The organism is Janthinobacterium sp. BCJ23, from assembly GCF_059617945.1.
Window position 1 is genome coordinate 573,011 of record NZ_JCAQAW010000002.1, and the last position, 25,509, is coordinate 598,519.

Annotated in this window: 18 protein-coding genes and 1 pseudogene; 13 read left to right on the forward strand and 6 right to left on the reverse strand. The window is 57.8% G+C overall.

The genetic code is table 11. The features are described 5' to 3' along the window. Positions 1 to 7 precede the first annotated feature (7 nt). The 9 genes from wrbA to AC54AG_RS08740 are packed head-to-tail and all read left to right on the forward strand — an operon-like array spanning position 8 to position 10,203. Positions 8 to 616 (forward strand): NAD(P)H:quinone oxidoreductase, encoded by a 609-nt coding sequence (wrbA, locus tag AC54AG_RS08700; RefSeq protein ID WP_338682310.1) that lies wholly within the window; start codon positions 8 to 10, stop codon positions 614 to 616. Beyond that, the gene (locus tag AC54AG_RS08705; protein WP_070302812.1) at positions 616 to 1,026 is read left to right on the forward strand and encodes a DUF2069 domain-containing protein; all 411 of its coding nucleotides are present in this window, start codon (positions 616 to 618) and stop codon (positions 1,024 to 1,026) included. The genes wrbA and AC54AG_RS08705 overlap by 1 nt, the downstream gene beginning before the upstream one ends. After that, on the forward strand, positions 1,023 to 2,438 hold the full coding sequence (locus tag AC54AG_RS08710; protein WP_496630047.1) for an FAD-binding oxidoreductase: 1,416 nt from the start codon (positions 1,023 to 1,025) through the stop codon (positions 2,436 to 2,438). The genes AC54AG_RS08705 and AC54AG_RS08710 overlap by 4 nt, the downstream gene beginning before the upstream one ends. Beyond that, positions 2,435 to 2,863: a DUF4124 domain-containing protein gene (locus AC54AG_RS08715; RefSeq protein WP_496630049.1), complete on the forward strand. Its 429-nt coding sequence runs from the start codon at positions 2,435 to 2,437 to the stop codon at positions 2,861 to 2,863. Before AC54AG_RS08710 ends, AC54AG_RS08715 begins: the two co-directional genes overlap by 4 nt. Further along, positions 2,851 to 5,442, forward strand: a complete 2,592-nt coding sequence (locus tag AC54AG_RS08720) for an FtsX-like permease family protein (RefSeq protein WP_496630050.1) — start codon at positions 2,851 to 2,853, stop codon at positions 5,440 to 5,442. The genes AC54AG_RS08715 and AC54AG_RS08720 overlap by 13 nt, the downstream gene beginning before the upstream one ends. Next, a complete protein-coding gene (locus tag AC54AG_RS08725) occupies positions 5,442 to 6,518 on the forward strand; it encodes a lipocalin-like domain-containing protein (protein WP_496630051.1) in 1,077 nt (358 codons plus the stop codon). Before AC54AG_RS08720 ends, AC54AG_RS08725 begins: the two co-directional genes overlap by 1 nt. Positions 6,519 to 6,552: 34 nt before the next feature. Beyond that, positions 6,553 to 8,415, forward strand: a complete 1,863-nt coding sequence (locus AC54AG_RS08730; RefSeq protein ID WP_219328886.1) for an ABC transporter transmembrane domain-containing protein — start codon at positions 6,553 to 6,555, stop codon at positions 8,413 to 8,415. 11 nt (positions 8,416 to 8,426) lie between these two features. Next, complete coding sequence (gene leuE / locus AC54AG_RS08735; protein WP_072453360.1) at positions 8,427 to 9,101, forward strand: leucine efflux protein LeuE; 675 nt, start codon at positions 8,427 to 8,429, stop codon at positions 9,099 to 9,101. 10 nt (positions 9,102 to 9,111) lie between these two features. Beyond that, positions 9,112 to 10,203 (forward strand): threonine aldolase family protein, encoded by a 1,092-nt coding sequence (locus AC54AG_RS08740; RefSeq protein WP_338678993.1) that lies wholly within the window; start codon positions 9,112 to 9,114, stop codon positions 10,201 to 10,203. 156 nt (positions 10,204 to 10,359) lie between these two features. Here AC54AG_RS08740 and AC54AG_RS08745 read toward each other — a convergent pair whose 3' ends face one another. Further along, positions 10,360 to 11,793, reverse strand: a complete 1,434-nt coding sequence (locus tag AC54AG_RS08745; protein ID WP_331776378.1) for an OmpP1/FadL family transporter — start codon at positions 11,791 to 11,793, stop codon at positions 10,360 to 10,362. A 197-nt stretch (positions 11,794 to 11,990) separates the two neighbouring features. After that, positions 11,991 to 14,753, reverse strand: a complete 2,763-nt coding sequence (locus AC54AG_RS08750; protein ID WP_051991671.1) for a bifunctional diguanylate cyclase/phosphodiesterase — start codon at positions 14,751 to 14,753, stop codon at positions 11,991 to 11,993. Positions 14,754 to 14,910: 157 nt separating this feature from the next. Between AC54AG_RS08750 and AC54AG_RS08755 the strand changes: the two are divergent. Next, a pseudogene (locus AC54AG_RS08755) lies at positions 14,911 to 15,507 on the forward strand (thymidylate synthase); the annotation flags it as partial. A gap of 219 nt (positions 15,508 to 15,726) precedes the next feature. Beyond that, complete coding sequence (locus tag AC54AG_RS08760) at positions 15,727 to 16,701, forward strand: thymidylate synthase (RefSeq protein WP_496630053.1); 975 nt, start codon at positions 15,727 to 15,729, stop codon at positions 16,699 to 16,701. A gap of 113 nt (positions 16,702 to 16,814) precedes the next feature. Here AC54AG_RS08760 and AC54AG_RS08765 read toward each other — a convergent pair whose 3' ends face one another. From AC54AG_RS08765 to AC54AG_RS08780, 4 genes are read right to left on the reverse strand one after another with little or no spacing between them, the layout of a single operon-like run. Beyond that, the gene (locus tag AC54AG_RS08765) at positions 16,815 to 17,960 is read right to left on the reverse strand and encodes a tyrosine-type recombinase/integrase (RefSeq protein WP_496630054.1); all 1,146 of its coding nucleotides are present in this window, start codon (positions 17,958 to 17,960) and stop codon (positions 16,815 to 16,817) included. A gap of 6 nt (positions 17,961 to 17,966) precedes the next feature. Continuing rightward, a complete protein-coding gene (locus AC54AG_RS08770) occupies positions 17,967 to 18,494 on the reverse strand; it encodes a hypothetical protein (protein ID WP_496630055.1) in 528 nt (175 codons plus the stop codon). Between the two features lie 14 nt (positions 18,495 to 18,508). Next, positions 18,509 to 20,635, reverse strand: coding sequence for a site-specific integrase (locus AC54AG_RS08775; RefSeq protein WP_496630056.1), 2,127 nt, complete (start codon positions 20,633 to 20,635; stop codon positions 18,509 to 18,511). 11 nt (positions 20,636 to 20,646) lie between these two features. Continuing rightward, the gene (locus tag AC54AG_RS08780; RefSeq protein WP_496630057.1) at positions 20,647 to 22,707 is read right to left on the reverse strand and encodes a hypothetical protein; all 2,061 of its coding nucleotides are present in this window, start codon (positions 22,705 to 22,707) and stop codon (positions 20,647 to 20,649) included. Positions 22,708 to 23,643: 936 nt separating this feature from the next. On the opposite strand from AC54AG_RS08780, the gene AC54AG_RS08785 reads away from it, so the two are divergent. Further along, positions 23,644 to 23,823 carry a hypothetical protein gene (locus AC54AG_RS08785; RefSeq protein ID WP_496630058.1) on the forward strand — a complete coding sequence of 60 codons (180 nt, stop codon included), beginning with the start codon at positions 23,644 to 23,646 and terminating at the stop codon, positions 23,821 to 23,823. A 1,196-nt stretch (positions 23,824 to 25,019) separates the two neighbouring features. Next, positions 25,020 to 25,424 carry a hypothetical protein gene (locus AC54AG_RS08790; RefSeq protein WP_496630059.1) on the forward strand — a complete coding sequence of 135 codons (405 nt, stop codon included), beginning with the start codon at positions 25,020 to 25,022 and terminating at the stop codon, positions 25,422 to 25,424. Positions 25,425 to 25,509 lie beyond the last annotated feature (85 nt).

Genomic DNA, 25,509 nt, shown 5'->3' on the forward strand with positions numbered 1-25,509 from the left:
ACCAATGATGAAGCCAACCAATCTGATTATTCTCGTATTGTTTTATTCACGCCATGGCGCCACGCGCCAGTTGGCCGAGCTGATAGCCCAGGGAGTGGAAAGCGTGCCCGGTTGCGATGCGCGCCTGCGCACCGTGCCCGCCGTCTCGACGGTGGCCGAAGCAACGGCGCCCGAGGTGCCGCCCGATGGCGCGCCCTATGTGGAACTGGAAGACTTGCAGGAATGCGCGGGCCTGGCCCTGGGCTCGCCCACGCGCTTCGGCAACATGGCCGCTGCCATGAAGTACTTCTGGGATGGCACGGCCAGCGACTGGCTGGCCGGCAGCCTGTCCGGCAAGCCCGCCTGCGTATTCACGTCCACGGGCAGCCTGCACGGCGGCCAGGAATCGACCCTGCTGTCGATGATGATCCCCCTCTTCCACCATGGCATGCTGGTCATGGGCCTGCCCTACACGCATCCCGAACTGATGACGACGTCCACGGGCGGCTCGCCGTATGGCGCCACGCACTGGTCGGGCATCGACGGCGACAAGACCCTGAGCGACGATGAAAAGCGATTGGCCATCGCCCTGGGCCGGCGCCTGGCGGAAACCGCCGCGAAACTGGCAGGCGCATGATGCACGGCGTACTGCACAAGTATTTTCACTGGGGCGCCATCGCCAGCCTCGTCACCCTGATCGTCTGGTGCGTGCTGTGGGAAACCGTCGTCGCCCCGCTGCAGCCGGGCGGCTCCTGGGTCGTCCTGAAGGCCGCGCCCCTGCTCATCCCACTGTACGGCGTCATCAAGCGCGACGTCTATACCCTGCAATGGTCGTCGATGGTGATCCTGCTGTACTTCACGGAAGGCGTGGTGCGCGGCTACAGCGACACGAACGCCACCTCGGCCCTGATGGCCTGGGGCGAAGCGGTTATCGTCTGCATCTACTTTGTCTGCGCCGTGCTGTATCTGCGTCCGTATAAAAAGGCGGCCAAGCGCATGGCCAAAGAGCTGCTGGAAAAAGTGAATAAAGTGAGCATCAAGAAATGACTGACCAAACAGATTTCCTCGCCGCCTGCCGCGACCTGCTGGGCGACAGCTACGTACTGACGCAGGACGCCGATACGGCACCCTTCCTCACCGACTGGCGCGACCGGTTTACGGGCAAGGCCCTGGCCGTGCTGCGTCCCGCCACGGTGGAACAGGTGGCGGGCGTGCTGCGCGCCTGCGCGCAATGGCAGGTGCCCGTCGTGCCACAGGGCGGCAACACAGGTCTGGTGCTGGGCAGCATTCCCGACGACGCCGGCACGGCCGTCGTGCTGTCGCTGGCGCGCCTGAACAGCATCCGCGCGCTCGATCCCGTCAACCGCACCATCACGGTGGATGCGGGCTGCATTTTGCAAACCATCCAGGAAGCGGCCAGCGCCGCCGGCTGTCTGTTCCCCCTGTCGCTGGCGGCCGAAGGCAGCTGCACCATCGGGGGGAATTTGGCGACGAACGCGGGCGGCACGGCCGTGCTGCGCTACGGGAATACGCGCGAGCTGTGCCTGGGCCTGGAAGTGGTCACGCCGCAGGGCGAGATCTGGAGCGGCTTGCGCGGCCTGCGCAAGGACAATACCGGCTACGATCTGCGCGACCTGTACATCGGAGCGGAGGGTACCTTGGGCGTCATCACGGGCGCGGTCATGAAGTTGTATCCACAGCCGAAAGCCTGCATCACGGCGCTGGCCGCCATGCCTTCGCCCGCCCACGCCCTGCGTTTATTAAGCCTGATGCAGGACCATTGCGGCGCCAGCCTGACGGGCTTTGAACTGATGTCGCAATACTGTTTGCAACTGGTGGCGGAACAGTTCCCGCAACTGCCGCGGCCTTTCGCGGAGCAGCATGGCCAGTACGTGCTGCTGGAATTATCGAGCAGCCAGTCCGAGGCGCACGCAGTGGAACTGCTGGAAGCGAGCATCGGCGCGGCACTGGAAGACGAATTGATAGCCGACGCCGTCGTCGCCAGCTCCGGGGCGCAGTCCGAGGGACTATGGCAGCTGCGTGAACACATCCCGCTGGCGCAGGCGCAGGCGGGCAAGAACATCAAGCACGATATCTCGCTGCCGATTTCCTGCATCGCCGACTTCATCGCCGTCACCGATGCGGCCCTGGCAACGGCCTTCCCCGGGTGCCAGCTCGTGTGCTTCGGCCACCTGGGCGATGGCAACCTGCACTACAACGTGGCGCCGCCCGCCGGCATGGCGGACCGCGACTTCCTGGCCAACCAGGATGCGATCAACCGCATCGTGCATGACCAGGTCCACGGCTTTGGCGGTTCGATTTCGGCCGAACACGGCATCGGCGCGCTGAAGAAGGACGACCTGGCCCGCTACAAGTCGCCGCTGGAACTGCAGCTGATGCGCGCTGTCAAACAGGCGCTGGACCCGCAGAACATCATGAATCCAGGGAAGATATTGTGAAATCGCCGTCCCTCCTGCTATATGCCATGGTCTTGCTGGCCGGCTCCGCCGGTGCGCAGGACGTCTACAAATGCGTGCAGGATGGCCAGACCAGTTACAGCGCCACGCCCTGCACGGGTGGGCAATTGCAGATACTGGAAGTCCCCTCGCCTCCGCCCGCCGTCGACAAGGGTGCGGCCACGCGCCAGGAACGGGTGGCCAGTCAGTTGGAGGCGGCACGCAAGAAGCAGGAAAATCTGGCTGACCAGGCGCGCGAACGGGCCGCCAAGCAGAAGGAAACGCGCGACAAGCATTGCGCGCAGCTGCGTCTGGAACAGAAATGGGCGGCACAGGACGCCGTCGGCGCGGGCGATAAAACCCGCGACGCGGCGCAATTGAAAGCGCGGCGCGCCGATGAACGCCTGGCCGTCGAATGCCTGAATTGAGTGCGCCGCTGGCCAGCCCGGCGACGACGCGCCTGCTGTCGCGCTGGCTGCTGCTGGGCGAATGGCGCTTTCACCCCGTGCGCGCCCTCGTCGCCATCCTGGCCATCGCCATCGGCGTGTCGCTGGGCTTTGCCATCCACCTGATCAACGCGGCGGCCTTCAATGAATTTTCCACGGCCGTCAAAAGCCTGTCCGGCCAGGCCGACGTCCAGGTGGCCGGGCGCGAAGCGCTGTTCGATGAAGCCATCTACCCGTGGCTGGCGCAGCGCGACGGCGTGGCCGTGGCCTCGCCCGTGCTGGAGCTGCAAGCCACGGTGGCCGGCAAGAAGGACGGCGGCCCGCTGCACATCCTGGCGCTCGACGTCTTCCGCGCCGGCTTCATCTCGCCCGATCTGATCGGCGCGCCGGCCGAAGGCCAGCCTTTCGACACCTTGGCCGACGACGCCGTCTTTCTGTCGCCGGCCGCCTTGCGCTGGCTGGCCGTGGCCGAAGGCGGCCAGGTCGCCCTGCAATCGGGCACGGGCACGGTGTCCCTGCGCGTGGCCGGTTCGCTGCAGGGCGCGCGCGCCGGCCAGCGCATCGCCGTGATGGATATCGGCGCGGCGCAGTGGCGCTTCAACAAGCTGGGCAAGCTGTCGCGCATCGACTTGAAACTGCGCCAGGGCGTGAACCGCGACGCCTTCCAGGCGGACCTGGCGCGGACGCTGGAAGCGCAGTATCCGGGGCGTTTCCAGGTGGGCCAGCCCAATGACGAAAACCAGAATAGCCGCAACAATAACCTGAGCCGCGCCTACCGCGTCAACCTGACGGTGCTGGCCCTCGTCGCCCTGTTTACGGGCGCCTTTTTGGTCTTTTCCACGCAGGCCCTGTCCGTCATCCGCCGCCGCGGCCAATTCGCGCTGCTGCGCGTGCTGGGCATGGAGCGGGGCCAGTTGCTGCGCCAGGTGCTGCTGGAAGGCGCCAGCCTCGGTGTCGTCGGTGCGGCTCTCGGCATCGCCGGCGGTTACGCCATGGCCGCCGTGGCCCTGCGCTTTTTCGGCGGCGACCTGGGCGCCGGCTATTTCGCGGGCGTGCAGCCGCAGGTGCAATTCACGCCCGTCGCCGCCTTCGTCTACTTCGCGCTGGGCCTCGGCGTCGCCTTGCTGGGCTGCGCCGCGCCCGCGCTGGAAGCGGCCCGCGCCGCCCCCGCCATCGCCCTGAAATCGGGCAGCGAGGAAGTCGTGACGACGCGCCTGGCAAAAACCTGGCCGGCGCTGGCCTGTTTGCTGCTGGCCGGCGCCTTGACCTTCCTGCCACCCGTGTTCGAGCTGCCCCTGTTCGGCTACCTGTCCATCGCGCTGCTGCTGATCGGCGCCATCGCCCTGATGCCGCAACTGGCCGCCGTCGTCTTCCGTTTTCTGCAGCGCGCCTGGCTGCGCACGGAAACGAGCAAACATGCGCCCGTGCGCAGCCTGACCCTGGCGCGCCTGGCGAACGCCTCGGGTCAGGCCGGCATCGCCCTCGGCGGCGTGCTGTCGAGCTTTAGCCTGATGGTGGCGATGGCCATCATGGTGTCGAGTTTCCGCGTCTCCGTCGATGACTGGCTGCTGCAGATCTTGCCCGCCGACGTGTATGCGCGCACGGCCGCCAGCGGCGGCACGGCAGGCTTGAACCCGCGCGAACAGGCGAGCATCACCGCCTTGCCCGAGGTGGCCAGGGTGGATTTCCAGCGCGTGCGTTCGCTGTCGCTGGCGCCGGACCGCCCGAACGTGGCGCTGCTGGCGCGCCCCATCAATTTGCAAGACCCGGGCAAGAGCATGGTGCTGGTGGGCGACACCCTGCCCGTGCCCAATGGCGCGAAACCCGTGTGGCTATCCGAGGCGGCAGCCGATCTGTATAACGTCAAGCCTGGCCAGCAGATCGCCCTGCCGCTGGCGGGCGGCTCGCACCAGTTCTTCGTCGCCGGCATCTGGCGCGACTATGCGCGCTCGTCCGGCGCCATCCAGATGCCGCTCGACGATTACCGCGCCCTGACCGGCGACAATGACGTGAGCGATGCGGCCCTGTGGCTGGCCAAGGATGTCACGGGTGACGAACTGCAGCAGCGCCTGAAAAGCCTGCCGTTTGGCGCCAGCCTGGAAGTGTCAAACCCGTCGGCCATCCGCGCCCTGAGCCTGCAGATTTTCGACCGCAGCTTCGCCGTCACCTATCTGCTGGAAGCGATCGCCATCGTCATTGGCCTGTTCGGCGTGGCCGCCACGTTTTCCGCGCAAACCCTGGCGCGCGCGCGCGAATTCGGCATGCTGCGCCACGTCGGCGTGACGCGCGGCCAGATCTTGTCCATCCTGGCGCTCGAAGGCGGCGCGCTGACGGCGCTGGGCATCGCCACCGGTTTTGTCCTGGGCCTGTTGATCAGCTTTGTGCTCGTCTTCATCGTCAATCCCCAATCGTTTCACTGGACCATGCAGCTGCACCTGCCGTGGCCCCTGATCGCCACGGTGGCCGGCGCTCTGCTGACGGCGGCCGCCGCCACGGCGCTGATCGCGGGCCGCCAGGCACTGTCCGCTGGCCCCATCCGCGCCGTCAGGGAGGACTGGTAATGCGCCATACTTTCATCTTGTTGCTTGCGCTGGCCTTGCCTGCGTTGGCCGCGCCGCCCGCCTTCGCCCCCGTCACGCCGCTGCCGGCCGGCCAGACCCTGCGCCTGCCGCACGACTTCGGCGCCCATCCCGCCTATAAAACGGAATGGTGGTATGCCACGGGCTGGGTAAAAACCGCCGGCGGCGAGCAGCTGGGCTACCAGGTAACCTTCTTTCGCAGCGCCACGGCCACCGACGCGGACAACCCCAGCGCGTTTGCACCGAAACAGCTGATCATCGGCCATGCGGCCCTGTCCGACCCGAAGGTGGGCAAGCTGCTGCACGACGAGAAAAGCGCGCGCGAAGGCTTCGGCCTGGCCTACGCCAAGGTGGGTGACACGGACGTGAAGCTCGACGATTGGCGCATGCGGCGGCAAAAAGACGGCAGCTACCGGGTCAGCCTGGCCGCGCGCGAATTCAACTTGCAGCTGACCCTGGCCCCCACCCAGGCCGTGCTGCTGCAGGGCGAGAACGGTTATTCGCGCAAGGGCGCGCGGCCCGCGCAATCGAGTTACTACTACAGCGAGCCGCAGCTGCGCACGACGGGCACGATCGCGCGCGCGGGCGCCAAGCCGGAAGCCGTGACGGGCACCACCTGGCTCGATCACGAGTGGTCAAGCCAGGTGCTCGATGCAGATGCCAGCGGCTGGAACTGGATAGGCGCCAACCTCGATGACGGCGGCGCCCTGATGGCCTTCCAGATCCGCAGCAAGACAGGTGCTAAACTATGGGCGCACGCGACATGGCGCGATGCCTCCGGTAAGATGACGCAGTTCGCGCCTGGCGACGTCGATTTCACGCCCACGCAGCTGTGGCGCTCGCCCCGCACGCAGGCAGAATACCCGGTCGCCACCGAGATCCGCACTGGCCCCACGCGCTGGCACATCAAGCCGCTGCAGCCGGACCAGGAACTCGATTCGCGCCGCTCGACGGGGGCCGTGTACTGGGAAGGCGCCGTGACGGTGGAGCGCGACGGCCAGCCGGTGGGCCGCGCCTACCTGGAGATGACGGGCTATGTCCAGCCGATGAAGTTATAAGCACTACCGAATATGTAAATCAAAGCGAAAAACAATGACAACCAGCACAGAAACAGGCAGCACCAGTTCAACAACCGCCGCAAGCACCGCACCCACGCCCGACACTGGCACCAGCCGCGAACTGAAAAAAGGCAGCCTGGCCGCCTTCAAGGGCTTGATGCCTTTCCTGACGCCGTACCGCAAGCAGTTCTTCCTGGCCGGTATCGCGCTGGTGGTGGCCGCCGCCTCGACCCTGGCCATTCCTGCCGCTTTCAAGCAGATGATCGACCTCGGTTTCGGCGGCGCGGCCGGCTCGAGCAGCATACAGCACGTCGACCTGGTCTTCCTTGCCCTGTTTGGCGTGGCGTCCATCCTGGCGCTGGCCACGGCCGCGCGCTTCTACACGGTGTCGTGGCTGGGCGAACGGGTCACGGCCGACATCCGCAGCGCCGTGTACCGCCACGTGGTCACGCAAAGCCCCGCCTTCTTTGAAACGACGCAGACGGGCGAAGTCCTGTCGCGCATCACCACCGACACGACCCTGATCCAGGCCGTCGTCGGCACCAGCATCTCGATGGCGCTGCGCAATGTGCTGCTGTTCCTCGGCGGCCTGGTGATGCTGTTCGTCACCAGCGCCAAGCTGGCCGGCATCATCATCGGCCTGCTGATCCTCGTCGTCGTGCCCATCATCGTCTTTGGCCGCCGTGTGCGCAAGCTGTCGCGCGATTCGCAAGACCGCATCGCCGACGCGTCGGCCATGGCCGGCGAAATCCTCAACGCCATGCCCACCGTGCAGGCATTCACACACGAGAAAATCGAATCGAAGCGCTTCGGCGACTCCGTCGAAGGCGCCTTCATGACAGCCATGCGCCGCATCCGCGCCCGCGCCCTGCTCACCATGATCGCCATCCTGCTCGTCTTCGGCACCATCGTGTTCGTGCTATGGCTCGGTGCGCGCGCCGTGCTGGAAGGCTCGATGACGGGCGGAGACCTGGGCCAGTTCATCCTATACGCCTCCATCGTGGCCGGCGCCATCGGCGCCCTGTCCGAGGTGATGGGCGAAGCCCAGCGCGCGGCCGGCGCCACCGAGCGCCTGCTGGAACTGATGGCCGTCAAATCGGAAATCGAATCCCCGGCCACGCCGCTGCCGCTGCCCGCGCGCGCCGCCACCGGCGCCGCGCTGTCGCTCGACGACGTGATGTTCTCGTACCCGTCGCGTCCCGATACCCACGCGCTCGACCACGTCAGCCTCGACATCCGCGCTGGCGAAACGGTGGCCGTCGTCGGCCCGTCCGGCGCCGGCAAGACCACGCTGTTCCAGCTGTTCCTGCGCTTCTATGATCCGCAAAGCGGCAGCATCCGCCTCGATGGCGTCGATATCAAGCAGCTGGACCTGCACACCCTGCGCGACGCCATCGGCATCGTGCCGCAGGATACCGTGATCTTCTCGGCCGACGCCATGGAAAACATCCGCTATGGCCGCGCCGGCGCCAGCGACGCGGAAGTGATCGCGGCCGCGAAGATGGCGGCCGCCCACGAATTCATCGAGCGCCTGCCGAACGGCTACAAATCGTTCCTCGGCGAACGGGGCGTGCGCCTGTCCGGCGGCCAGCGCCAGCGCATCGCCATCGCCCGCGCCCTGCTGAAAAACCCGCCGCTGCTGCTGCTCGACGAAGCGACGAGCGCGCTGGACGCGGAATCGGAACGCCTGGTGCAAAAGGCGCTGGAAGCGGCGATGGTGGGGCGCACCACGGTCATCATCGCGCACCGCCTGGCCACCGTCCAGCGGGCCGACCGCATCATCGTCATGGAAGACGGCAAGATCGTCGAGACAGGCACGCACGCGTCACTGGTCGCATTGGGTGGCATCTATGCGAATCTGGCGGCCCTGCAATTCCATCACGTACAACTCAATTAAACAGAACCATCATGAACGCACTTTTCCACGCCAACCTGGGCATCACCGATTTCTGGACCTTTTTACTGGGGACGATTTTCATCGTCATCCTGCCCGGCCCCAATTCCATGTATGTGCTATCGGTCGCGGCCCAGCGCGGCGTGCGCACCGCCTACCAGGGCGCCTTCGGCATCTTCGCCGGCGACCTGATATTGATGGTGCTGTCGGCCTGCGGCGTGGCCTCCCTGCTGAAAGCCAGCCCTGCCCTCTTCTACGTGGTGAAATACATCGGCGCGGCCTACCTGGGCTGGATCGGCCTGCAAATGCTGATCGGCTGCTGGCGCAAGCTGCGCGCGCCCGCGCCGGCCGACGGTGAAGCGCCTGCCGCGCCAGCGCCCGTGAAAGAAAGCGATCCATTCCGCAAGGCGCTGATCATCAGCCTGATGAATCCGAAAGCCATTTTGTTCTTCATCTCGTTCTTCATCCAATTCGTCGATCCGGCCTTCCCGAATCCCGTGCTGTCCTTCGTCGGCCTGGGCCTGATTTGCCAGGTGATCAGCTTTAGCTACCTGACGGCCATCATCTTTGTCGGCGCCCGCCTGGCCGACACCTTCCGCCGCCGTCGCCGCCTGTCGGCCGGCATGGGCGGCGGCGTGGGCGCCATGTTCATCGGCTTTGGCGCGAAACTGGCCACGGCCACCTTGTGAGGAAAACACCGTGAACGAGCTTGAGCTGCGCCAGCGCTGCCATACTGTCCTGCCCGGCCACCGCCAGCCAACGCCAGCGGCCACCTTTACCGCCATGGCCGCCTGGTGCGACGCCAACGCTGTTGCACACGACACCTATGGCGAAGGCGCGCTGATCGAACAGTTCGAGAACAAGATCGCCAGCCTGCTCGGTTTCGAGGCGGCCGTGTTCTGCATCACGGGCACCATGACGCAGGTCACCGCCTTGCGCCTGGCGTGCCAGGACCGGGGCTCGCGCCTGGTGGCGCTGCACCCGACCTCGCACATCCTGCGCCACGAGCGCGGCAACCACGAATTGCTCGACCACTTCAAAGGTCTGATACTGGGCGACCCGCACCGTCCGTGGACGGTGGACGACCTGCGCGCCGTGCCCGATGCCTTGGGCGCCGCGCAGGTCGAGCTGCCGATGCGCGAAATCGGCGGCCAGTGCCCGTCGTGGGACGCATTGAACGACATCAAGCGGCACTGCCGCGAGCAGAACATCCATTTGCACATGGATGGCGCGCGCCTGTGGGAAGCGCAAGCGGGTTTTGGCCAGTCCCTGCCCGCCATCTGCGGCGGCTTCGATTCCGTCTACGTGTCGCTGTACAAGGGCATCGGCGGCCTCGGCGGCGCCGTGCTGGCCGGCAGCCGCCCGTTTGTCGAACGGGCGCGCGAGTGGTTCCGCCGCCAGGGTGGCAATATCGTGCACCGCACGCCCTACGTGGTGGCCGCCGCCATGCAGTTCGACGCGCGCCTCGCCGCCATGCCGCAGTATTTTGCGCGCACGCAGTGGCTGTACGCGCTGCTGCGCGATTTTCCATCGATTGCCGTCAATCCCGCCGCCCCGCAAGCCAACATGCTGCACCTGCACTTGCCAGTCTCGCGCGAGCGGGCCATCGCGATCCGCAACCAGGTGGCGGAAGACCACGGCATCTGGCTGTTCGGCCGCGCCAGCCACGCCGCCCTGCCCGGCCACAGCGTGGTGGAATGGTATGTAGGGGATAACTTGCTGGACCTGCCCGACGACACCGTGCGGCTGGCCTTGACCCTGCTGGACCAGGCGATGCGCATCAAAGCCTGAACGGGGTCGGTCGGGTTAGCGCGCAGCGCGTAAGCCGACAACATCCGAAAACCCATGAAAGGCTGGGGTCAGACCCAGCGGGTCTGACCCCGAAAAAAAAGCGCCCGAAGGCGCTTTTTTCATTTCATGGCGACCGGGTCGGCCGCCACTACCTGCTTAGAACTTGTAGTTGTAAGCGAGACCGATCAACTGCATGCGGGTCTTGAACAGGCCCTTGGTGGTTTCACCGTTGCCGGTGCAGCCAGGGGTCACCGGCGAGCAGTCATTCTTGTAGTTGACGTTGGCATCCTTGAAGTCGATGAAGCTGTAAGCCAGGTCGAGCGAGGAATTGGCGTTCAGCTTCCAGTTCGCGCCGATCGAGTACTGCATGCGGTCGCTGTCCGGCAGCGCTGGATGACGCAGCTCGGCGCTGCGCACTGGCGCCTGGTCGTGGGCGATACCGGCGCGCAGCAGCAGGTTTTCGCTGTACTTGTAGTTGGTGCCCAGCGAGACGCGGTAGGTGTTCTTCCACTGCTGGCGGATGCGCTCGGCGCCTTCGGCCGTCGGCGGGAACTGGATGTCCAGGTTCTGCAGGCGCGAAGTGCGGGTCCAGGTGACGTCGCCCATCAAGGCCCAACGGTCATCCATCTGATGGAAGGCGTTGATCGACAGGGTTTCCGGCGTGCGCACTTCCACCAGCGCCTTGGAATTGACCTTGTTCGATGCCTTGGCGATGAAGGCATTGACGGCGGCGTTGTCCGACACTTGCGAGAAGTCCCAGATCGTGTCGCCTTTCAGCTTGTGCGAAATCGACGAACGGTAGGAAATACCGAAACGCGTGCCTTCATTCATCTGGTACAGGTAGCCCAGGTTGAAGCCGAAGCCCCAGTCGTCGCCATCCATCGATGCGTGGCCATCCTTGGCGCCCTTCAGCGCGGCGCCGGCTGCCTGCGCGGCGGCCAGTCCCTGCGTCTTGGCGATATTGGCCAGGAAGGCTTGCGACGCGGCTGGCGCGTGCTGGGCCAGGAAGGCCACGGAACCCGGCACGTCAACCGCTTGGCCCAGTTCCGCCTTCATGTGTTCAGCGGTGACGCCGAAACCGAAGGAATGGTGTTCATTGACCTTGAAGGAAACGGAAGGATTCAGGGCGATCGCTTCGAGCTTGATGTTGGTGATCGCATAGCGGCCGCTCCAGTCATTGCCGTAATCGAGCTTGGCGCCGTACGGCACGAACAAGCCCATGCCGACGGTCCATTGCTCATTGAGCTTCTTGCTCGCATACAGGGCTGGCGCGAAGACGGCGTCCGGCGCGTAGTCCTTGGTCGTGCCGCCCGGATTGCGGCCGGTGAAAGTCTTCGAACCCGTGTCCTGGTAAGTCGAATGCGGTACCACCAGGGTGCCGCCGCCCAGGAATTGCGTGCCTTCCAGGCGCGACATGCCGGCCGGGTTGTAGAAAATGGTCGATGCGTCGGCCGCTTCCGCGCCGCTGGCATCGGCCGAGCCTTGCGCGGAAACGCTTTGCGAGCCAAAACGGTAGCCCGATGCTTGTGCGGTGGAGGAGATGCCGGCGAACGCGGCAACGATCAGGAGGGGCAGATATTTATGTTTCAAGTTAGTCTCTCTTTATTATATGAAGGTCTTCGGCACACTGTCGCGGGCATCTCAAGCCGCCCCGTCTTGCACTTTTCTTGCCGCCGTGAACTCCAATTCACTGACGGCATGAGCGAAGCATATAATATTTTTTAGAAAAAAGCGAACGTTCGCTCTTTTTATGAAACAGCGTTGTTTTCCACACCAATCACGGCGTTCTACAGGGCCAGCGCCGGGGCTGGAAGCGGTATCAGAAAGCGCTGGTGCATCAGCGCCAGCATCTGTTCGGCGGGTACGGGGCGCGAGATGAAATAGCCCTGCACTTCGTTGCACTGCAGCGTGCGCAGGATGTCGAGCTGCTCGCGCGTCTCCACCCCTTCGGCCACCACGCTCATGCCCAGCGCATGCGCCATCGACAGGATGGCGCGCACGAAGACTTCGCCCTGCTCCGAGCGGCCCAGCTCCATGGTGAAGGCGCGGTCGATCTTCAAGCCATCCATGGCGAACTTCTGCAGCTGCGACAGCGACGAGTATCCGGTGCCGAAATCGTCCACCAGCAGGCGCACGCCCAGCGCGCGGATGGCCGACAGCTGCTCCACGGCGCGGTTCTGTTCATCCATCATGGCCGATTCCGTGATTTCCACCTCGATCAGGCGCGCATCGATGCGGTGGCGCGCCAGCGCGGACGCCAGCACCTGGTGCACGTCGCCACGGCCGAACTGGCGCGCCGAGACGTTGATCGACACGGGCACCAGTTCCAGCCCGCTGGCCTGCCAGCGCGCCATCTGCAGGCACACCTTCTCGATGACGACTTCGCCCAGCTGCGAAATCAGGCCGCTGCTCTCGGCCACGGGGATGAATTCCAGCGGCGGCACCATGCCGTGCTGCGGATGGTGCCAGCGCACGAGCGCCTCCATGCTGCACAGCTGCCCGCTCATGGCGTCGACCCGCGGCTGGTAGACGACGAGGAACTGGTCCTGCTCCAGCGCCGCCACCAGGCTTTGCTCGAGTTCGCGGCGGCTGCGGATGGTTTCGAACAGTTCGGGCTGGAAGAAGCGGTGATGGCCCTTGCCCGCCACTTTGACGGCATACATGGCGATGTCGGCGTTCTTCAGCAGCACGTCCGTTTCCGCGCCATCGCGCGGATACAGGCTGATGCCGATCGAGGCGCCCATCTTGTGGCGCTCGCTGCCCAGGTAGAACGGCTCGTCGAAGGCGATGGCGATGCGCTGCGCCACCTGCTCGGCGCGGCTGTCGTCTTCCACGGGGTCGAGCACGACGACGAATTCGTCGCCGCCCAGGCGCACCACGTGGTCGCCCGGCCTCAGCACGGCCTTCAGGCGCAAGGAGGCGGCGCGCAGCACTTTATCTCCCTCGGCGTGGCCCTGCGTATCGTTGATATCCTTGAAGCCGTCGAGGTCGATGAACAGCAGCGCCAGCATGCGCCGCGCGATGGCGGCCCGGCCCAGGGCGCCGGGCAGGAATTGCTGCAGCCAGTAGCGGTTGGGCAAGCCCGTCAAGCCATCCTCGTTGGCCAGGCGGCGCAAGTCGTGCTCGTGCTCCTTGGCCGTGCTGATGTCTTGCAGGGTGACGGCCAGGCGGTCGCCGCTGCGCACCACGCGCCGGCGTATCCAGCGCAGCTTGAAGGGGTTGCCTTCCGGCAGCTCGATCTCTTCCTCGGAAAAACCGGAAACCATGGCGGCCCGGTAATTATGGATCAGGTCGCGGAAATACGGCTCATGGGCGCGCGACTGCAGGCGCATGCCCAGCAATTGTTCGCGCCGCACGCCAAAATAGCCGGCGCCCGGCTCGTTGCAGTCGACCATCTCGAAATCGAGGATGCTGCCGTCCGCGCCGCGCAGGGCGGCAATGATATAAAAGCCGTCGCTCGTGCCTTCGGTGGCCATGCGGTAGGCATTGCGCACGCCTTCGGACTGGTGGTGGCGCCACGCCAGGCGCAGCGACAGCATGGTGGCGATGGCGGTAAAGGCCAGCAGCAGCATGGTGACGGCCAGGGCGATGCCGATATAAATCGTGCGCGTTTCCTCGTAGGGATGCAGCATTTCGCCGTCCGACAATCCGACCACGGCCGTGAACGGATAGGCTTTCAGCGCCTGCCATCCCACGTAGCGGCTTTGCTTGTCGGAAAAAGCGATCCTGCCGCCCGAATGCAGGGCGCCGCTCTCCGTTTCCAGGAAGCTGGTGTCGAGGAATGGCGTGCCCTGGGCGCTTTGGGCCGGCAGCACGCGCGAGCCGAGACGTGTGCTGAACAGCTCGCCCTCCTCGCCCACCATGGCCGACATGCCGAACTTGCCGAAACTGACGCTGTTATAGAATTCGGAAAAATAGCCGGAATGAATCGAGATCAGCAGCACGCCGTCGAAATTGCCATCCTCGTCTTCCAGCCGGCGCGTGAAATGCACGAGGCTTTCGTCGGCGCCGGGCACCGTGGCCTGATCGTTCACATTGGCGGCATTGGCCCGCCCCAGCGCGATGCGCAGGGCGCTGGAATTGCTGCGCCAGTGCCGCAGCAGGAAATCGCTGCGCTCGTTGACCCGCAGGCGCTGCAGCGGCGCCGTGGCCGTCACGGGATGCCCCTTGCGGTCGAGGATGGCGACGATGGCAAATTGCGGCAAGGCATACATGCCCTGCGTCTTCAATTGGTCGAGCCGCAGCTGGCCGCGCGAATTTTCCCATTCATACTTGAGCTGCAAGGTCAGCTGGTCCATCTGCTCCAGGGTGCGCAGCAGATACTGGCCATACGCTTTCGACAGCGAAGACACGCTGTCGAGCGCTTGCTGCTGCGCCACCTTCTTTTCCGCCTCCAGCTGCAGCAAGGTGGCCGTCCACAGCACGGCGCACAGCACCAGTCCCAGCAGGGGCCAGGCCAGGATCAGGCGCAAGTTAGCCTTGAGAAAATCGGCCCTGCTCATCTCCACCATGGCGCCGTTATTATTGTTTACAAATTGTCGCAAGAACATGGTGCAGCGTCTGCCGTTTCTGTGTATTTCTTTAAGGACACACAAATTACCACAGAGTCATGTTTGCAGGTAAGACAGCAGCGTAATTATGTACGTGACCCGCAGCCCGCCTGTCGCGCCTGCGTTACAATCACCATCCTTACCGTTGGAGAAATACATGCAGCAATACCAAGATTTGATCAAGACCGTGCTCGAAACGGGCAGCTGGCAAGACAACCGCACGGGCATCCGCACCCTGAGCGTGCCCGGCGCCATGATGCGTTTCGACTTGGCCAACGGCAACTTCCCTGCCGTGACGACCAAGAAACTGGCTTTCAAATCCGTGATCGGCGAATTGTGCGCCTTCCTGCGCGCTTCGCGCAACGCGGCCGAGTTCCGCGCGCTGGGCTGCAAGGTCTGGGATCAGAACGCCAATGAAAATGCGCAATGGCTGGCCAACCCCTACCGCGAAGGCGAGGATGACCTCGGTCCCGTGTACGGCGTGCAATGGCGCCAGTGGCCTGCGTATAAACTGCTCGACGCCGCCCAGCCCGCGCAAATCGCCGACGCGCAAGCGAACGGCTTTGCGCTCGTTGCTCCCATCGTCGAGGACGGCGTGCAAAAAGTGCTGCTGTACAAGGCTGTCGACCAGTTGCGCGAATGCCTGGACACCATCATGACGAACCCGGGCAGCCGGCGCATCCTGTTCCACGGCTGGAACCCGGCCGTGCTCGATGCCGTCGCCCTGCCCGCCTGCCATGTCTATGTTAGGTACAAACGTTTCGCGCGGCCACGGCGCCCCGCAAACACAAGCGGTCGGGGGAAGCGTGCGCTGATAACGTTTCGCGCGTGCTCGGCGAGTGCTCCCAAGGCCGCAGGTACGTGCTTACGATGCGAGTCTTAACATTGAACATCCTAAAGCTGGCACATCGAACCCTTAACCTACCCTCGTCAGCATTTGGATTCTGAGCTGGCAACGACAACGAAATATAAAATGAAACAATACTTAGAGCTAATCAACACCATTTTTACTACAGGTACTTGGCAAGAGAACCGGACTGGAATTCGGACCTTAAGCATACCAGGTGCGATGATGCGTTTCGACTTGCAGAAGGATGGGTTTCCTGCAGTCACAACTAAGAAGCTGGCCTTTAAATCAGTGATTGGCGAATTAGTTGGTTTCTTGCGCGCCACGCGGAATGCGTCAGAATTTCGAGCCCTAGGCTGCAAAGTGTGGGACCAAAATGCAAATGAGAACGAGCAATGGTTGGCGAATCCATACCGTCTGGGTCCGGATGACCTTGGTCCAGTGTATGGCGTGCAATGGCGTCAGTGGCCAGGATATAAACTAATTGACTCCAAGAGCACAGAGCAAATTTCCCACGCAAAAGAGCGCGGCTATCGAGTAGTCTCGATTATTCAGGACGAAGGTGTCGAGAAGGTTCTATTGTACAAGGCCATAGACCAAATTCGGGAATGTCTGGACACCATTATTAAGGACCCCGGCAGCCGGAGGATACTCTTCCACGGGTGGAATTGCGCCGACCTCGACTCGGTCGCTCTTCCCGCGTGTCATCTTTTGTATCAATTTATTCCAAATACCATCACGAAGGAAATTTCACTTTGCTTATATATTAGGAGTAACGACGTTGGTTTAGGTACACCGTTCAATTTGGCCGAAGGTGCAGCTTTATTACACTTAATTGGTCGTTTGACGGGATACCAGCCACGATGGCTCACCTATTTCATCGGCGATGCCCATATTTACGAGAATCATGTAGAGATGCTAAAGGAGCAATTAACTAGAGAACCTCTACCGCCACCGAGACTTGTAATTTCGGACCGAGTACCCGAATATGCGGCAACTGGAAAATATCAGCCGGAATGGTTGGAATTAATTACGCCAGAAGACTTTAGCCTTTTCGAATATAATCATCATCCTGCCATTAAAGCGCCAATGGCAGTGTAGTCAACATCACCCCATTGCGGCTGACAGATACTTGTCCATGAAATTGTATATTAAATTAATTTTAATGTTCTCTATTTAATGCAATGGGGTTTGTTGGGGAACTGGTGATGGAATCACCTAAGTTGCTTTTGCTGTCGAGCCTTAAGCTCCTGGTCCAAATAGTATTTGAGCGAATTTAAGTTGCTATGACCTACTATTTCTGATACCCGCAATAACAAAAGCTCTACCGAAAGCATATTCAGGCTGCCATGTAGCTCTATATGTTCGTCAAGAAATTTAGCGACTAGCTTCGTTATAAATCGCGCGCGTGCGCGATGTACAGTCAAATGACGCTCCGAATCGGAAAACGCTTTGGAGAGGATACCGCTCACGTACGGTAAGCTCAACGCTCTACCGCTGGTATGTGATATAAAAATACGGTCTATTTGGATGGGCGCCGGGTATGCCTCGACCACCTGTTGCCTCCATGTTTCTACATAGTCTAGGGTATTGACAATCAACTCGGGGTGGACGGGAACAACTCTTTTTTTATTTCCTTTGCCTATCACTTCAATTTGGTAGGTCAACCCTTGCCTGTCGAGGGCTAGAATTGTTCCCATGGTTGGAAGTTGGGTAACAGATAATGATAGAAATTCCGCACGCCGCAGTCCCACAGCCGCGGCCCAACGAAGCATTAGGATATTCCTCTCTGCCAGCCCGGGGTTCTTTGAGCGCGAAAGGACCGCAAACGCGTCATCCATCTCGCTGGATGTAGGGACAGGCTTAAATTTCTGCCCGGGGACTCGATAAAGGAGATTTGAGCTAATCCTCGAAAAATCTCCATTGCCACCTGATTCCAATGAAATAGCAGGCCTATAGCATAAGGCGAGAGAAGGAATGCCGATTACTTCAAATATATAATTGTTTGACTGCGCCCACAGATAGAATCGATACACCGTCGTTAATTTTGCGTTGACCGTTCTACGTTCTAAATTGTTTCCAATCTCTCCGTCAAGATTTCGCCATTTCTTTAGCAAGCTATCGTTAGCGTCCGTCCAGGCGCGACGTCTCGAAATTAGAAAATTCCAATAGTTGGCCATCGTATATGCGTATTGATGTACGCTCGCCAATTCCAAATTACCTGTCAAAAGATGTCTAAACCAATCCGTCACGGCATCAACGATATTAAAGTCCGGTCCGATTAGAGCCGGAACATTTGCATAATAATTTCCATCAAGGCAACAAGTACTGTCAGAGAAGATAATTTTAGCCTTTTTCATAGTTTCTTATTTTATTCTAGTTATAGACGGCACCCCCCGTTTGAGGACCGAAACATTCTTTCTAAGCTCCGCTATTTCGCGCAGCAACGTGGCGTGATTTTTCTCTCTGCTCTTATGTTCAACTGCTAGTATTTCAAGTTGGTTACGTAATTCGTGAACACGCGATACGAGAGCATCGTTCATCCTCTTTAATACGGAATTGGCTTCCCCTAAATTTTCTATCACTTGAGTTGCCGATGGTCTCGGCTTCTTAGGCTTTTTTTGCTGGCGACGTAGCCTCCCCAAGAGGCCATCGAGTTCCATTATTTTGTCGTGATTTTGGGGCGAGCTTTTTAAATTTAGCGTATTTGGACTACCGATTAAATTCAGCTCTAATGATTCATCTGACCATTTTCGAAATTGTGTCATACTTGTTGGAACGAACGCTCCAGGAGGAATCCCTTCGAGCACATATTTCCTTAATACAACCAACTTCTTCTCAATCTCATTCCGGGCCGCCAGGCGCCGGCCAGCATTAGACGATGGCAAATTCATTTGTCAATTCTTATTTATAAAGAGTTTCGCAAGAATGATTTAATTACAGCCAAACGGCTTGCCAAAACGTTCCTAATAATCTTTGAGAAAAACAGATTCTCCACTTTAGCCGTTAGGTCACGTTCTAGCTCGGCCCAATGCTCCAATTTAGTATTATCCGTAAAATGAAAGAAACATCCCGCACAAGTTGTCTCGTCTGAACCTGATGTGTCTGGAGACCCGTCAGGCTGCAATCGCCGGCTAGAGTTTTCCTCTCGTTGACAGTTTGAACGTCGGATGTTCGACAACGATGACGACGCGCCACAATACCCCCAGGGAGTGCCCTTAAAATTTAAGTTTCGGTCTTCCACCATGCGTATTATTTTCCGCTCCATATCGGTTGAATCCATTATGTCGACACTCTTTCTCATACGTTCAATCAATCGATTCAGTGACTTACCGAAGGTACCCGTGGGTTGAATATCACCACCCTCAATAGATTTAAGTTTTTCGACGGTTAAACGATGATACTCCTCACCGAGTATTCTTCTCATTTCAGTATCTCGAACATACACCATGGTCATCCTAATATTAAAATGACGAAGGTGATAACTGAGCGCTCCCAAATCTCCTCGCTCAAACCTCCACACAAATAAAATAGCGAATATCCGTCTAAATTGATGAGGCGCAAATTTCCACTCATAAAATACTCCTTCGCGCTCAATTTTCGGGACCTTCACGAAGCGCGCGAATGACTGAAGCGAAAATTTTATCGAAAACTCTGTATACGTCTTTGTTTTACCATTTATCACTGGTGTTATAAATAACCTATTTATCTCCTCCTTGCCTTGGATAACGCTTCTTAATCTATCCATTATAGCGACAGCCGAAGCCACCAACTTAGGGCAAGGAGTATAATCGAATCTGCGTAACGTCTTTGCAATCAGACTTCTTAACCACAACCCGTTTTCAATGGAACCAGTAATCGGGTTTACCTCTAAGTTGGATATTTCAATATTTCGGCGCGCCGTTAATATAGCGATAACTATGTAACATGCAGTGGGGAGGTAGCAGTTTAGTAAGGTGTGCAGAGTTACTGTGTCTTCACCTTTATTTTTCTTTAGCACAACACGCATACCGACCAATTCGCCGGCCTCCGACCCATTAAATTCCTTTAGGGCTGCTACGGTAGCAGTTGCTCTAGCGTTTCCCTTTGCATCGAGATTTATAGCGTGCAATGTTGCCCTCAAATCGAGTAAGCTCGGACCAATCTTAAGCACCCACTCGGTGGCTCGCTCCGCGAGAAAAAAGGCGGTAGCTACCGGAATTGTTTTTGTGTGTCCTCCATCCTTACCTATTTTTTTCAAATACTTTACTAAGCCATTTGGAAAGGGTTCAAAGTCCAACGGGTCGCTGATTTCGGCTTTTAATTGCCAAAGCAATTCGATTGGTCTGGCCTTACCGTACAATGTGTTCTTCCGCAGTGGCTCAAGCTCGGGTAGCTTACCGGAGTATCCTACTTTACTTGGATTTGCTTCATAACTATGTGGGGCAAATTTTTTCTGAAAATTAAAAGTTCGCATCTTAAATGCAGAGAAATGTGCTTTGGTTCGAGGCATCTTTGGATTTCTAGACCAAGGTATTCCGGCACATGTAAATGCCGCTTTCACCGATATGCTCTCTAAGGGAACTCCTTCTATTAAAAGCGACTCCATTGCGCGCTCTATCCGTCCAACGGTATCAAGACATTCTTCGTATCCGCGTGAACATGCGCGGAGATATCTGTTAATAGAGATGCTGTCCAATGTAGAAAATCGATAAAGTCCGTTCAATATCATCCAGGACACCAGCTGCACAAATGCTTTAACCAAACTCGCCTGTTGAGCTCCGTTATTTATGGTCGCTGATTTCCCGGACCTGCAACTGAAGGCGATGTACCGAATAGTTTCAAGCCAATGGTGGTTAACGGAATCCGAAAGAAACGTTCCATCCGGCAGTGCTTCATTGAAGTATATGGTGACTGTTTTACCGTAACTATCATATACCCTCCATGTTGGACTCTCGTAATCGCTTAAGAGCCAAGGAGCAGTTTGCAAAAGGCGAGTCGTAACTTTTAACTGGCCTTGCGCATCTGTTAAATTATTATCGTCTAAGTTTTTCATATGGTCACTCCTTAGATTGGCAGGACCCACCCCTCTGAAAGAATTTTTTTGCTCTCGAATTTCGCGGACTTCAATAGTTGCGCATGGCGGCTACGGCTTACCTTCTCTATGATGACTGTTACAAAGGCAAGTAAAGGAAGATAGACAGACTCCCATTTCGCCGGGACCTGAGCCTCTAATTCCGTCCGCCGCTCAGTCAGGCCTTCATACATCAAAATAGCATCTACAAGGTTCTGATGAGTTATGTGGACCAATTTCATTTCACAAGTCGGACACTCACCAACTCTCGCGCATGTGTTTTCGAAGTCAACGCTTCGTTCTGGTACTGACATAGCCTGATTACAACTGACACCTACGCCCGTCCTATCCGATTTAGTGAGAATTTCCTGCGCCCTAAAAACGCTTGTCCCGAATTTAGCGCTTGCATCGTCTACTCCAAAAATCATTTGTTGCTCCAACGATTCGTTAAACTCACGAATACGTTTAACGTAAAGGACACGGACCGGCCAGCGCAAAACGTATCCTTCGGCTACACCTCCACCAGACGCATGGTCTGCGAGAATCTCTGCGGTCAAAATATCTCCGTCCCCAGACAGTACGTGCTTCAGTAAGAATGAAACACGAATAGCACCAGGCGTCAGATGAGCAGTCTCTAACTTTGCATCTCGCTGGAAGTATCTTAAGCGGTTTGCAAGGAAATCCGAATTGGCAATAGATGGGGTACCGCGGAAGCAGTGGATGAATAACATCTCGCTGAAAACCGCCGCGCTCCTACGGGCGTGATAGGTTGCTCTATAAATTCCACGCATCGCCTCGATTGAAGTCACTCGGACCGTGACGTCTTTTTCTGGTAAATTGGAAATAATCGGCTTGTAACCAGCGCGGTCCTTTACAGAGCGAACTTTATACCATCCGGGGTCATCAGTCGGCCATTCGAAGTCTCTTGGAATTTCAAGTGCTACGGAAACATTAGCCCCGGAGTCTACTAGGTACATTAATATTGTCGCCGCAATCGCATCACTGTGTGCATTTAACATTGCTCCAACGTAATGCTTACCCCCGAACATTTTCATGATTTTAGCGAATAGCGGCACATTTCCGAATATCTTCGCGGTAGGAACCATGCCCTCAAAATTTACGATACATATCTGTAGAAAATTCGCCAAACCCTGTTCCACGTCATGCGGGGGAAAAAGACGATTAAGTATTAGCAGACGTTCGCGGCCCGATATCGCTAGGGCAGATGCTAAAACCTTATGGGATTTCTTGCCTCCCTGCTTTAATATTATCTGCCCATAACTATAAACATTCATCCAATACAAGAACTTATCCTCGGCCATATTTCGTATTAGCGACAATAACTCGGTAGTCTTTCGAAGCATCGCATCTGCTAGAGCGTCATCGGTAGCCAAAGCATCAACGCTATTCGTGCTCAACAATGTTCTGATAACGCCGTCGACTTCATCTTCTTTTATATCGGGGTCTAGCGCTTGAATTCTTTTCTTAATAGCATCAGTAATTTCATTACGTCCTTGATATATACCTCCTAATTCTGCCAACGATTTCTTACGTCCTTTCCCGTTGTGGTAATTCTTTGGCATTGAATATTGTTTGAATTTCGGAAAAATTAAAGCTGCTGCTAACGCATCAAAACATCGATTAATATTGTTAACCTTTTCACCTAGTGTAGTCAGACGCCCTTGGTGTAATATTTCCCGCGACTCCGCCCATTTGTGGACAGCAACTTCTAGGACATAGATGGAGGTCGATATCTTTTGTTCAGCGAAATCGTGAAACATTGCTTTAAGAGTCGCTTGGCCAGCTATCCATATCCATAATTCTTTAAAATTGCTAAACCTACCAATAGACGTTCTCCGCTTAAACCGGGAAAAAAACTCACCCAACGCAATTGTAATTTTTAACGCTATTTCATGATGAAAAACATCTCTTAGAAAATAGAAATCAAATTTCCTATTTATAATTTCGACATGAATTTGCAATGTCTTTTCATCTACAACGATAGTGCCAGTCCGCGCCATCTTGATATCTGTATTTTTCGATTTTGTCTTCATTCCATTTTTCACTGCCTGTTAGATTCGCATCATGATTTCAAGAAAATATACCATAGTGAAATTGATTCGTATAGAGATATCTAATCAATATTAATATAGCAATCGGCATTTTAAAATGTAAAATTAATCTCTGTGAAATATGGAATAAGCAATTTTATATATTGCTTTCGTGAATATCACATGGGAGGAAAACTCTCACGCCCTAAGGTCGGCGGCTCACCATTCGAACAATCGGGCGCAGTGATGTATTGAGGGGCTTCGCCTAGCGAATTGAGAGGAACCTCAGGCACGACATGCCGTCGGTACGGAGGTAAGAGCACCGAATGCTGATGGCGCACAAGTGGAGATGAGCCCAGGTGGCCGAATTGCCGCTGCTCAGGGCCAAGAGCACAAGGCCATGCGCGGTATCGCTCTGCGGTTCTTTAAAGGTATATTTGTAGGCTCACGCAAGCAACGAGTTGGGAAATGGCTGACTACCGTCACCGAGTCGTCGTACGCTCCGCCGAGGTGTTCCTTAGCAACTGGGATGCACAGCTCGAAACCATCGCAAAAGGTTCGCAGCCGGCCGTCTGTCTAGGTCTTAACAACATCAAAGACTCGAACAAGAGGCGACCTGGTGCGTTGAAGATGCAGGGCAATTCAACCATTTGAAAACACATTCGACCTCGCAGCACGGGCAAATCTAAATGCAGGCCACCTTAACGCACTGGCGAGCGCATATGCCTTGGAATCGCTGTCAGGCAATCGACGCCAAGCACTGTGGGAGGCGTTGCTATCGTGCCGGACAAAGGGCTACTACAGTCCGCCACTGTCAGTGAAGAGCCGGTCGAGATGGACACGCCGAGTGAAGCCGAAAATATCTTGGCCGACTACCGGCACTTGGGCCTAACGCTAGGACGGCATCCACTTGCACTCTTGCGCCAGAGGCTCGCTTCCATGAGGTTCCTCCCCGCAGAAATCTTGCACCAGTTTGACAATGGCATGCTCGCCCGTGGTTGTGGCATCGTCACGGTTCGCCAGCGACCCGTGACCGCCAAAGGTGTGATTTTCGTGAAGATTGAAGATGAATCAGGCACCGTAAACGTCATTTGCTGGCTCAACCTGCTGGAACGGTAGCGCAAAGAGGAGATGGGCGCCAAGTTACTGGGAAGTCTATGGCGTTTGGCAGTGCGAGCGCAATGTACGGAATGTTGTTGCCAAGAGGCTAGTGGACCTGAGTCAAATGCTCGGGGAGCTGGACATCCGGTCGCCGGATTCTTCGATATAAATGAATATCCAAAGCCCCTTCAGCTCTTTCTGAAGTGGTATTGGCCAACGAGCGGATGCAACACCTTGCAGCCGCTCTTCGAAGTAAGGATGTAACGACATAGTAGCGACCACTTAGGCGACGTTCATCATACTCGGCAAGTCGGGTTGCCTAATTAAGAACAAAGTCGAGCACGAACAAAAATAGGCGAACTTATGTTAATAATTTCCTCCTTCCCACCAGAATTAATCTTTATAAGTGGGGGCTGAACGTCAACGACCGTTCTAGCCGGATAGGTCGTGATGCAGGTATCACCATTGTGGTCAACTCCATCGTTCATTTCGATGTCATATTTCTTTCCAGCAATAAACATGCATACTCCCTTGTATGTTGAACTATTGGTCCGTCGACTGGCAGCTATTTTCCACTGGGTTACGCAAACAGGCCAGCATTTGGCTAGCATGCGTCAAGTAATGTAAATGCAAATACCTAAAGAATATCTCCCCATCCAAGCAATGTCCAGAAATCAATTTTCCAGCACTTAAAAACAGCAACTCGACGAATAGGTCTCAGCTCTGCCTTGTTCCCATGGTCCGCTTCTTCGAACCGAACTGGGGCCAACCCGCGCACGTGCGGTTTTCCATCGGAATGGCCACCGGTAAACTATCTGCCGTCCCGGGCCTCTATCGGGAATGAAAAGAAGCGAATGGAAAGAAGTGGATTTTGTTCACCCAGCGACCCTTAACGCCGACGACCATTCTTTCATAGGGTGCTTCCATCGTCCAAGCGAGGACGAGCGCTCGCTGGTCATTGTCCCGAGCGCTGACTATGACGCAAGACTTACGCAATCCACCGAGCAGGAGTCGCGATGGACCGCGTCATCGCAGCCCCCACGCCGGAAACGAAGCGCCAGGCAGCGCGCTGGGCCAGGGCGTGGTTTGCTGCTGGGGGAAGTCCATCGGTAGCTAAGATGTCCCGTAAGGTACATGCTCATAGAAGCCTTCTAGACCCACAACTCGACGCTCGAGTATGATGGCGAGAGGCTAATATCGATGCAAAAGGCACTATGAATATTGAACTCGGCGATGAGCCGCAAGACGAGTCAGAAGCGGCGCTCTTCGCCGCGCTGCCATCAGATTTCCCACGTCCAACCAATCTAAGCGCCGTTTCAGGCGCCCAGCCTAAATTCTCCATGAATCGGTACCAAGGCCGATTCTACAGTCCTGGCTGCTCGCCGCCGGAGCTGCTCGAGCGCTGGAACAACTGCGAAGACCTTGCACAACAGTTGTCCGTAACGTCCCTTGAGTCCAAAGCCGGGAAACGCTCACATATGTCTGAGACTGAGATTCTCGACCAGTATTTGCCGAGGCTGATTGCAACGGGCTGGGTATCCGAGCCAGAGGCCAAGTGGGTAATGCGTCGAACCGCCGAACTGGTTGGATGGCAGGTTCCTCCATCTGCGTCTCCGTAACTTGCTTCATAACAGGAGCACATGGCGATAATAATCCGACCTCATCCGTACCAATCCGCCGCAAGTTAAATGAAAGCCGCACTTA

What these genes read in the sequence shown, in the direction of transcription:
- AC54AG_RS08720 (WP_496630050.1), top strand. Translation starts at nt 2,851, where the DNA reads ATGCCTGAATTGAGTGCGCCGCTGGCCAGCCCGGCGACGACGCGCCTG.
- AC54AG_RS08765 (WP_496630054.1), bottom strand. Translation starts at nt 17,960, where the DNA reads ATGAAAAAGGCTAAAATTATCTTCTCTGACAGTACTTGTTGCCTTGAT.
- AC54AG_RS08760 (WP_496630053.1), top strand. Translation starts at nt 15,727, where the DNA reads ATGAAACAATACTTAGAGCTAATCAACACCATTTTTACTACAGGTACT.
- AC54AG_RS08730 (WP_219328886.1), top strand. Translation starts at nt 6,553, where the DNA reads ATGACAACCAGCACAGAAACAGGCAGCACCAGTTCAACAACCGCCGCA.
- AC54AG_RS08785 (WP_496630058.1), top strand. Translation starts at nt 23,644, where the DNA reads ATGAGGTTCCTCCCCGCAGAAATCTTGCACCAGTTTGACAATGGCATG.
- AC54AG_RS08780 (WP_496630057.1), bottom strand. Translation starts at nt 22,707, where the DNA reads ATGAAGACAAAATCGAAAAATACAGATATCAAGATGGCGCGGACTGGC.
- AC54AG_RS08725 (WP_496630051.1), top strand. Translation starts at nt 5,442, where the DNA reads ATGCGCCATACTTTCATCTTGTTGCTTGCGCTGGCCTTGCCTGCGTTG.
- AC54AG_RS08775 (WP_496630056.1), bottom strand. Translation starts at nt 20,635, where the DNA reads ATGAAAAACTTAGACGATAATAATTTAACAGATGCGCAAGGCCAGTTA.
- AC54AG_RS08705 (WP_070302812.1), top strand. Translation starts at nt 616, where the DNA reads ATGCACGGCGTACTGCACAAGTATTTTCACTGGGGCGCCATCGCCAGC.
- wrbA (WP_338682310.1), top strand. Translation starts at nt 8, where the DNA reads ATGAAGCCAACCAATCTGATTATTCTCGTATTGTTTTATTCACGCCAT.
- leuE (WP_072453360.1), top strand. Translation starts at nt 8,427, where the DNA reads ATGAACGCACTTTTCCACGCCAACCTGGGCATCACCGATTTCTGGACC.
- AC54AG_RS08770 (WP_496630055.1), bottom strand. Translation starts at nt 18,494, where the DNA reads ATGAATTTGCCATCGTCTAATGCTGGCCGGCGCCTGGCGGCCCGGAAT.
- AC54AG_RS08710 (WP_496630047.1), top strand. Translation starts at nt 1,023, where the DNA reads ATGACTGACCAAACAGATTTCCTCGCCGCCTGCCGCGACCTGCTGGGC.
- AC54AG_RS08790 (WP_496630059.1), top strand. Translation starts at nt 25,020, where the DNA reads ATGAATATTGAACTCGGCGATGAGCCGCAAGACGAGTCAGAAGCGGCG.
- AC54AG_RS08750 (WP_051991671.1), bottom strand. Translation starts at nt 14,753, where the DNA reads ATGTTCTTGCGACAATTTGTAAACAATAATAACGGCGCCATGGTGGAG.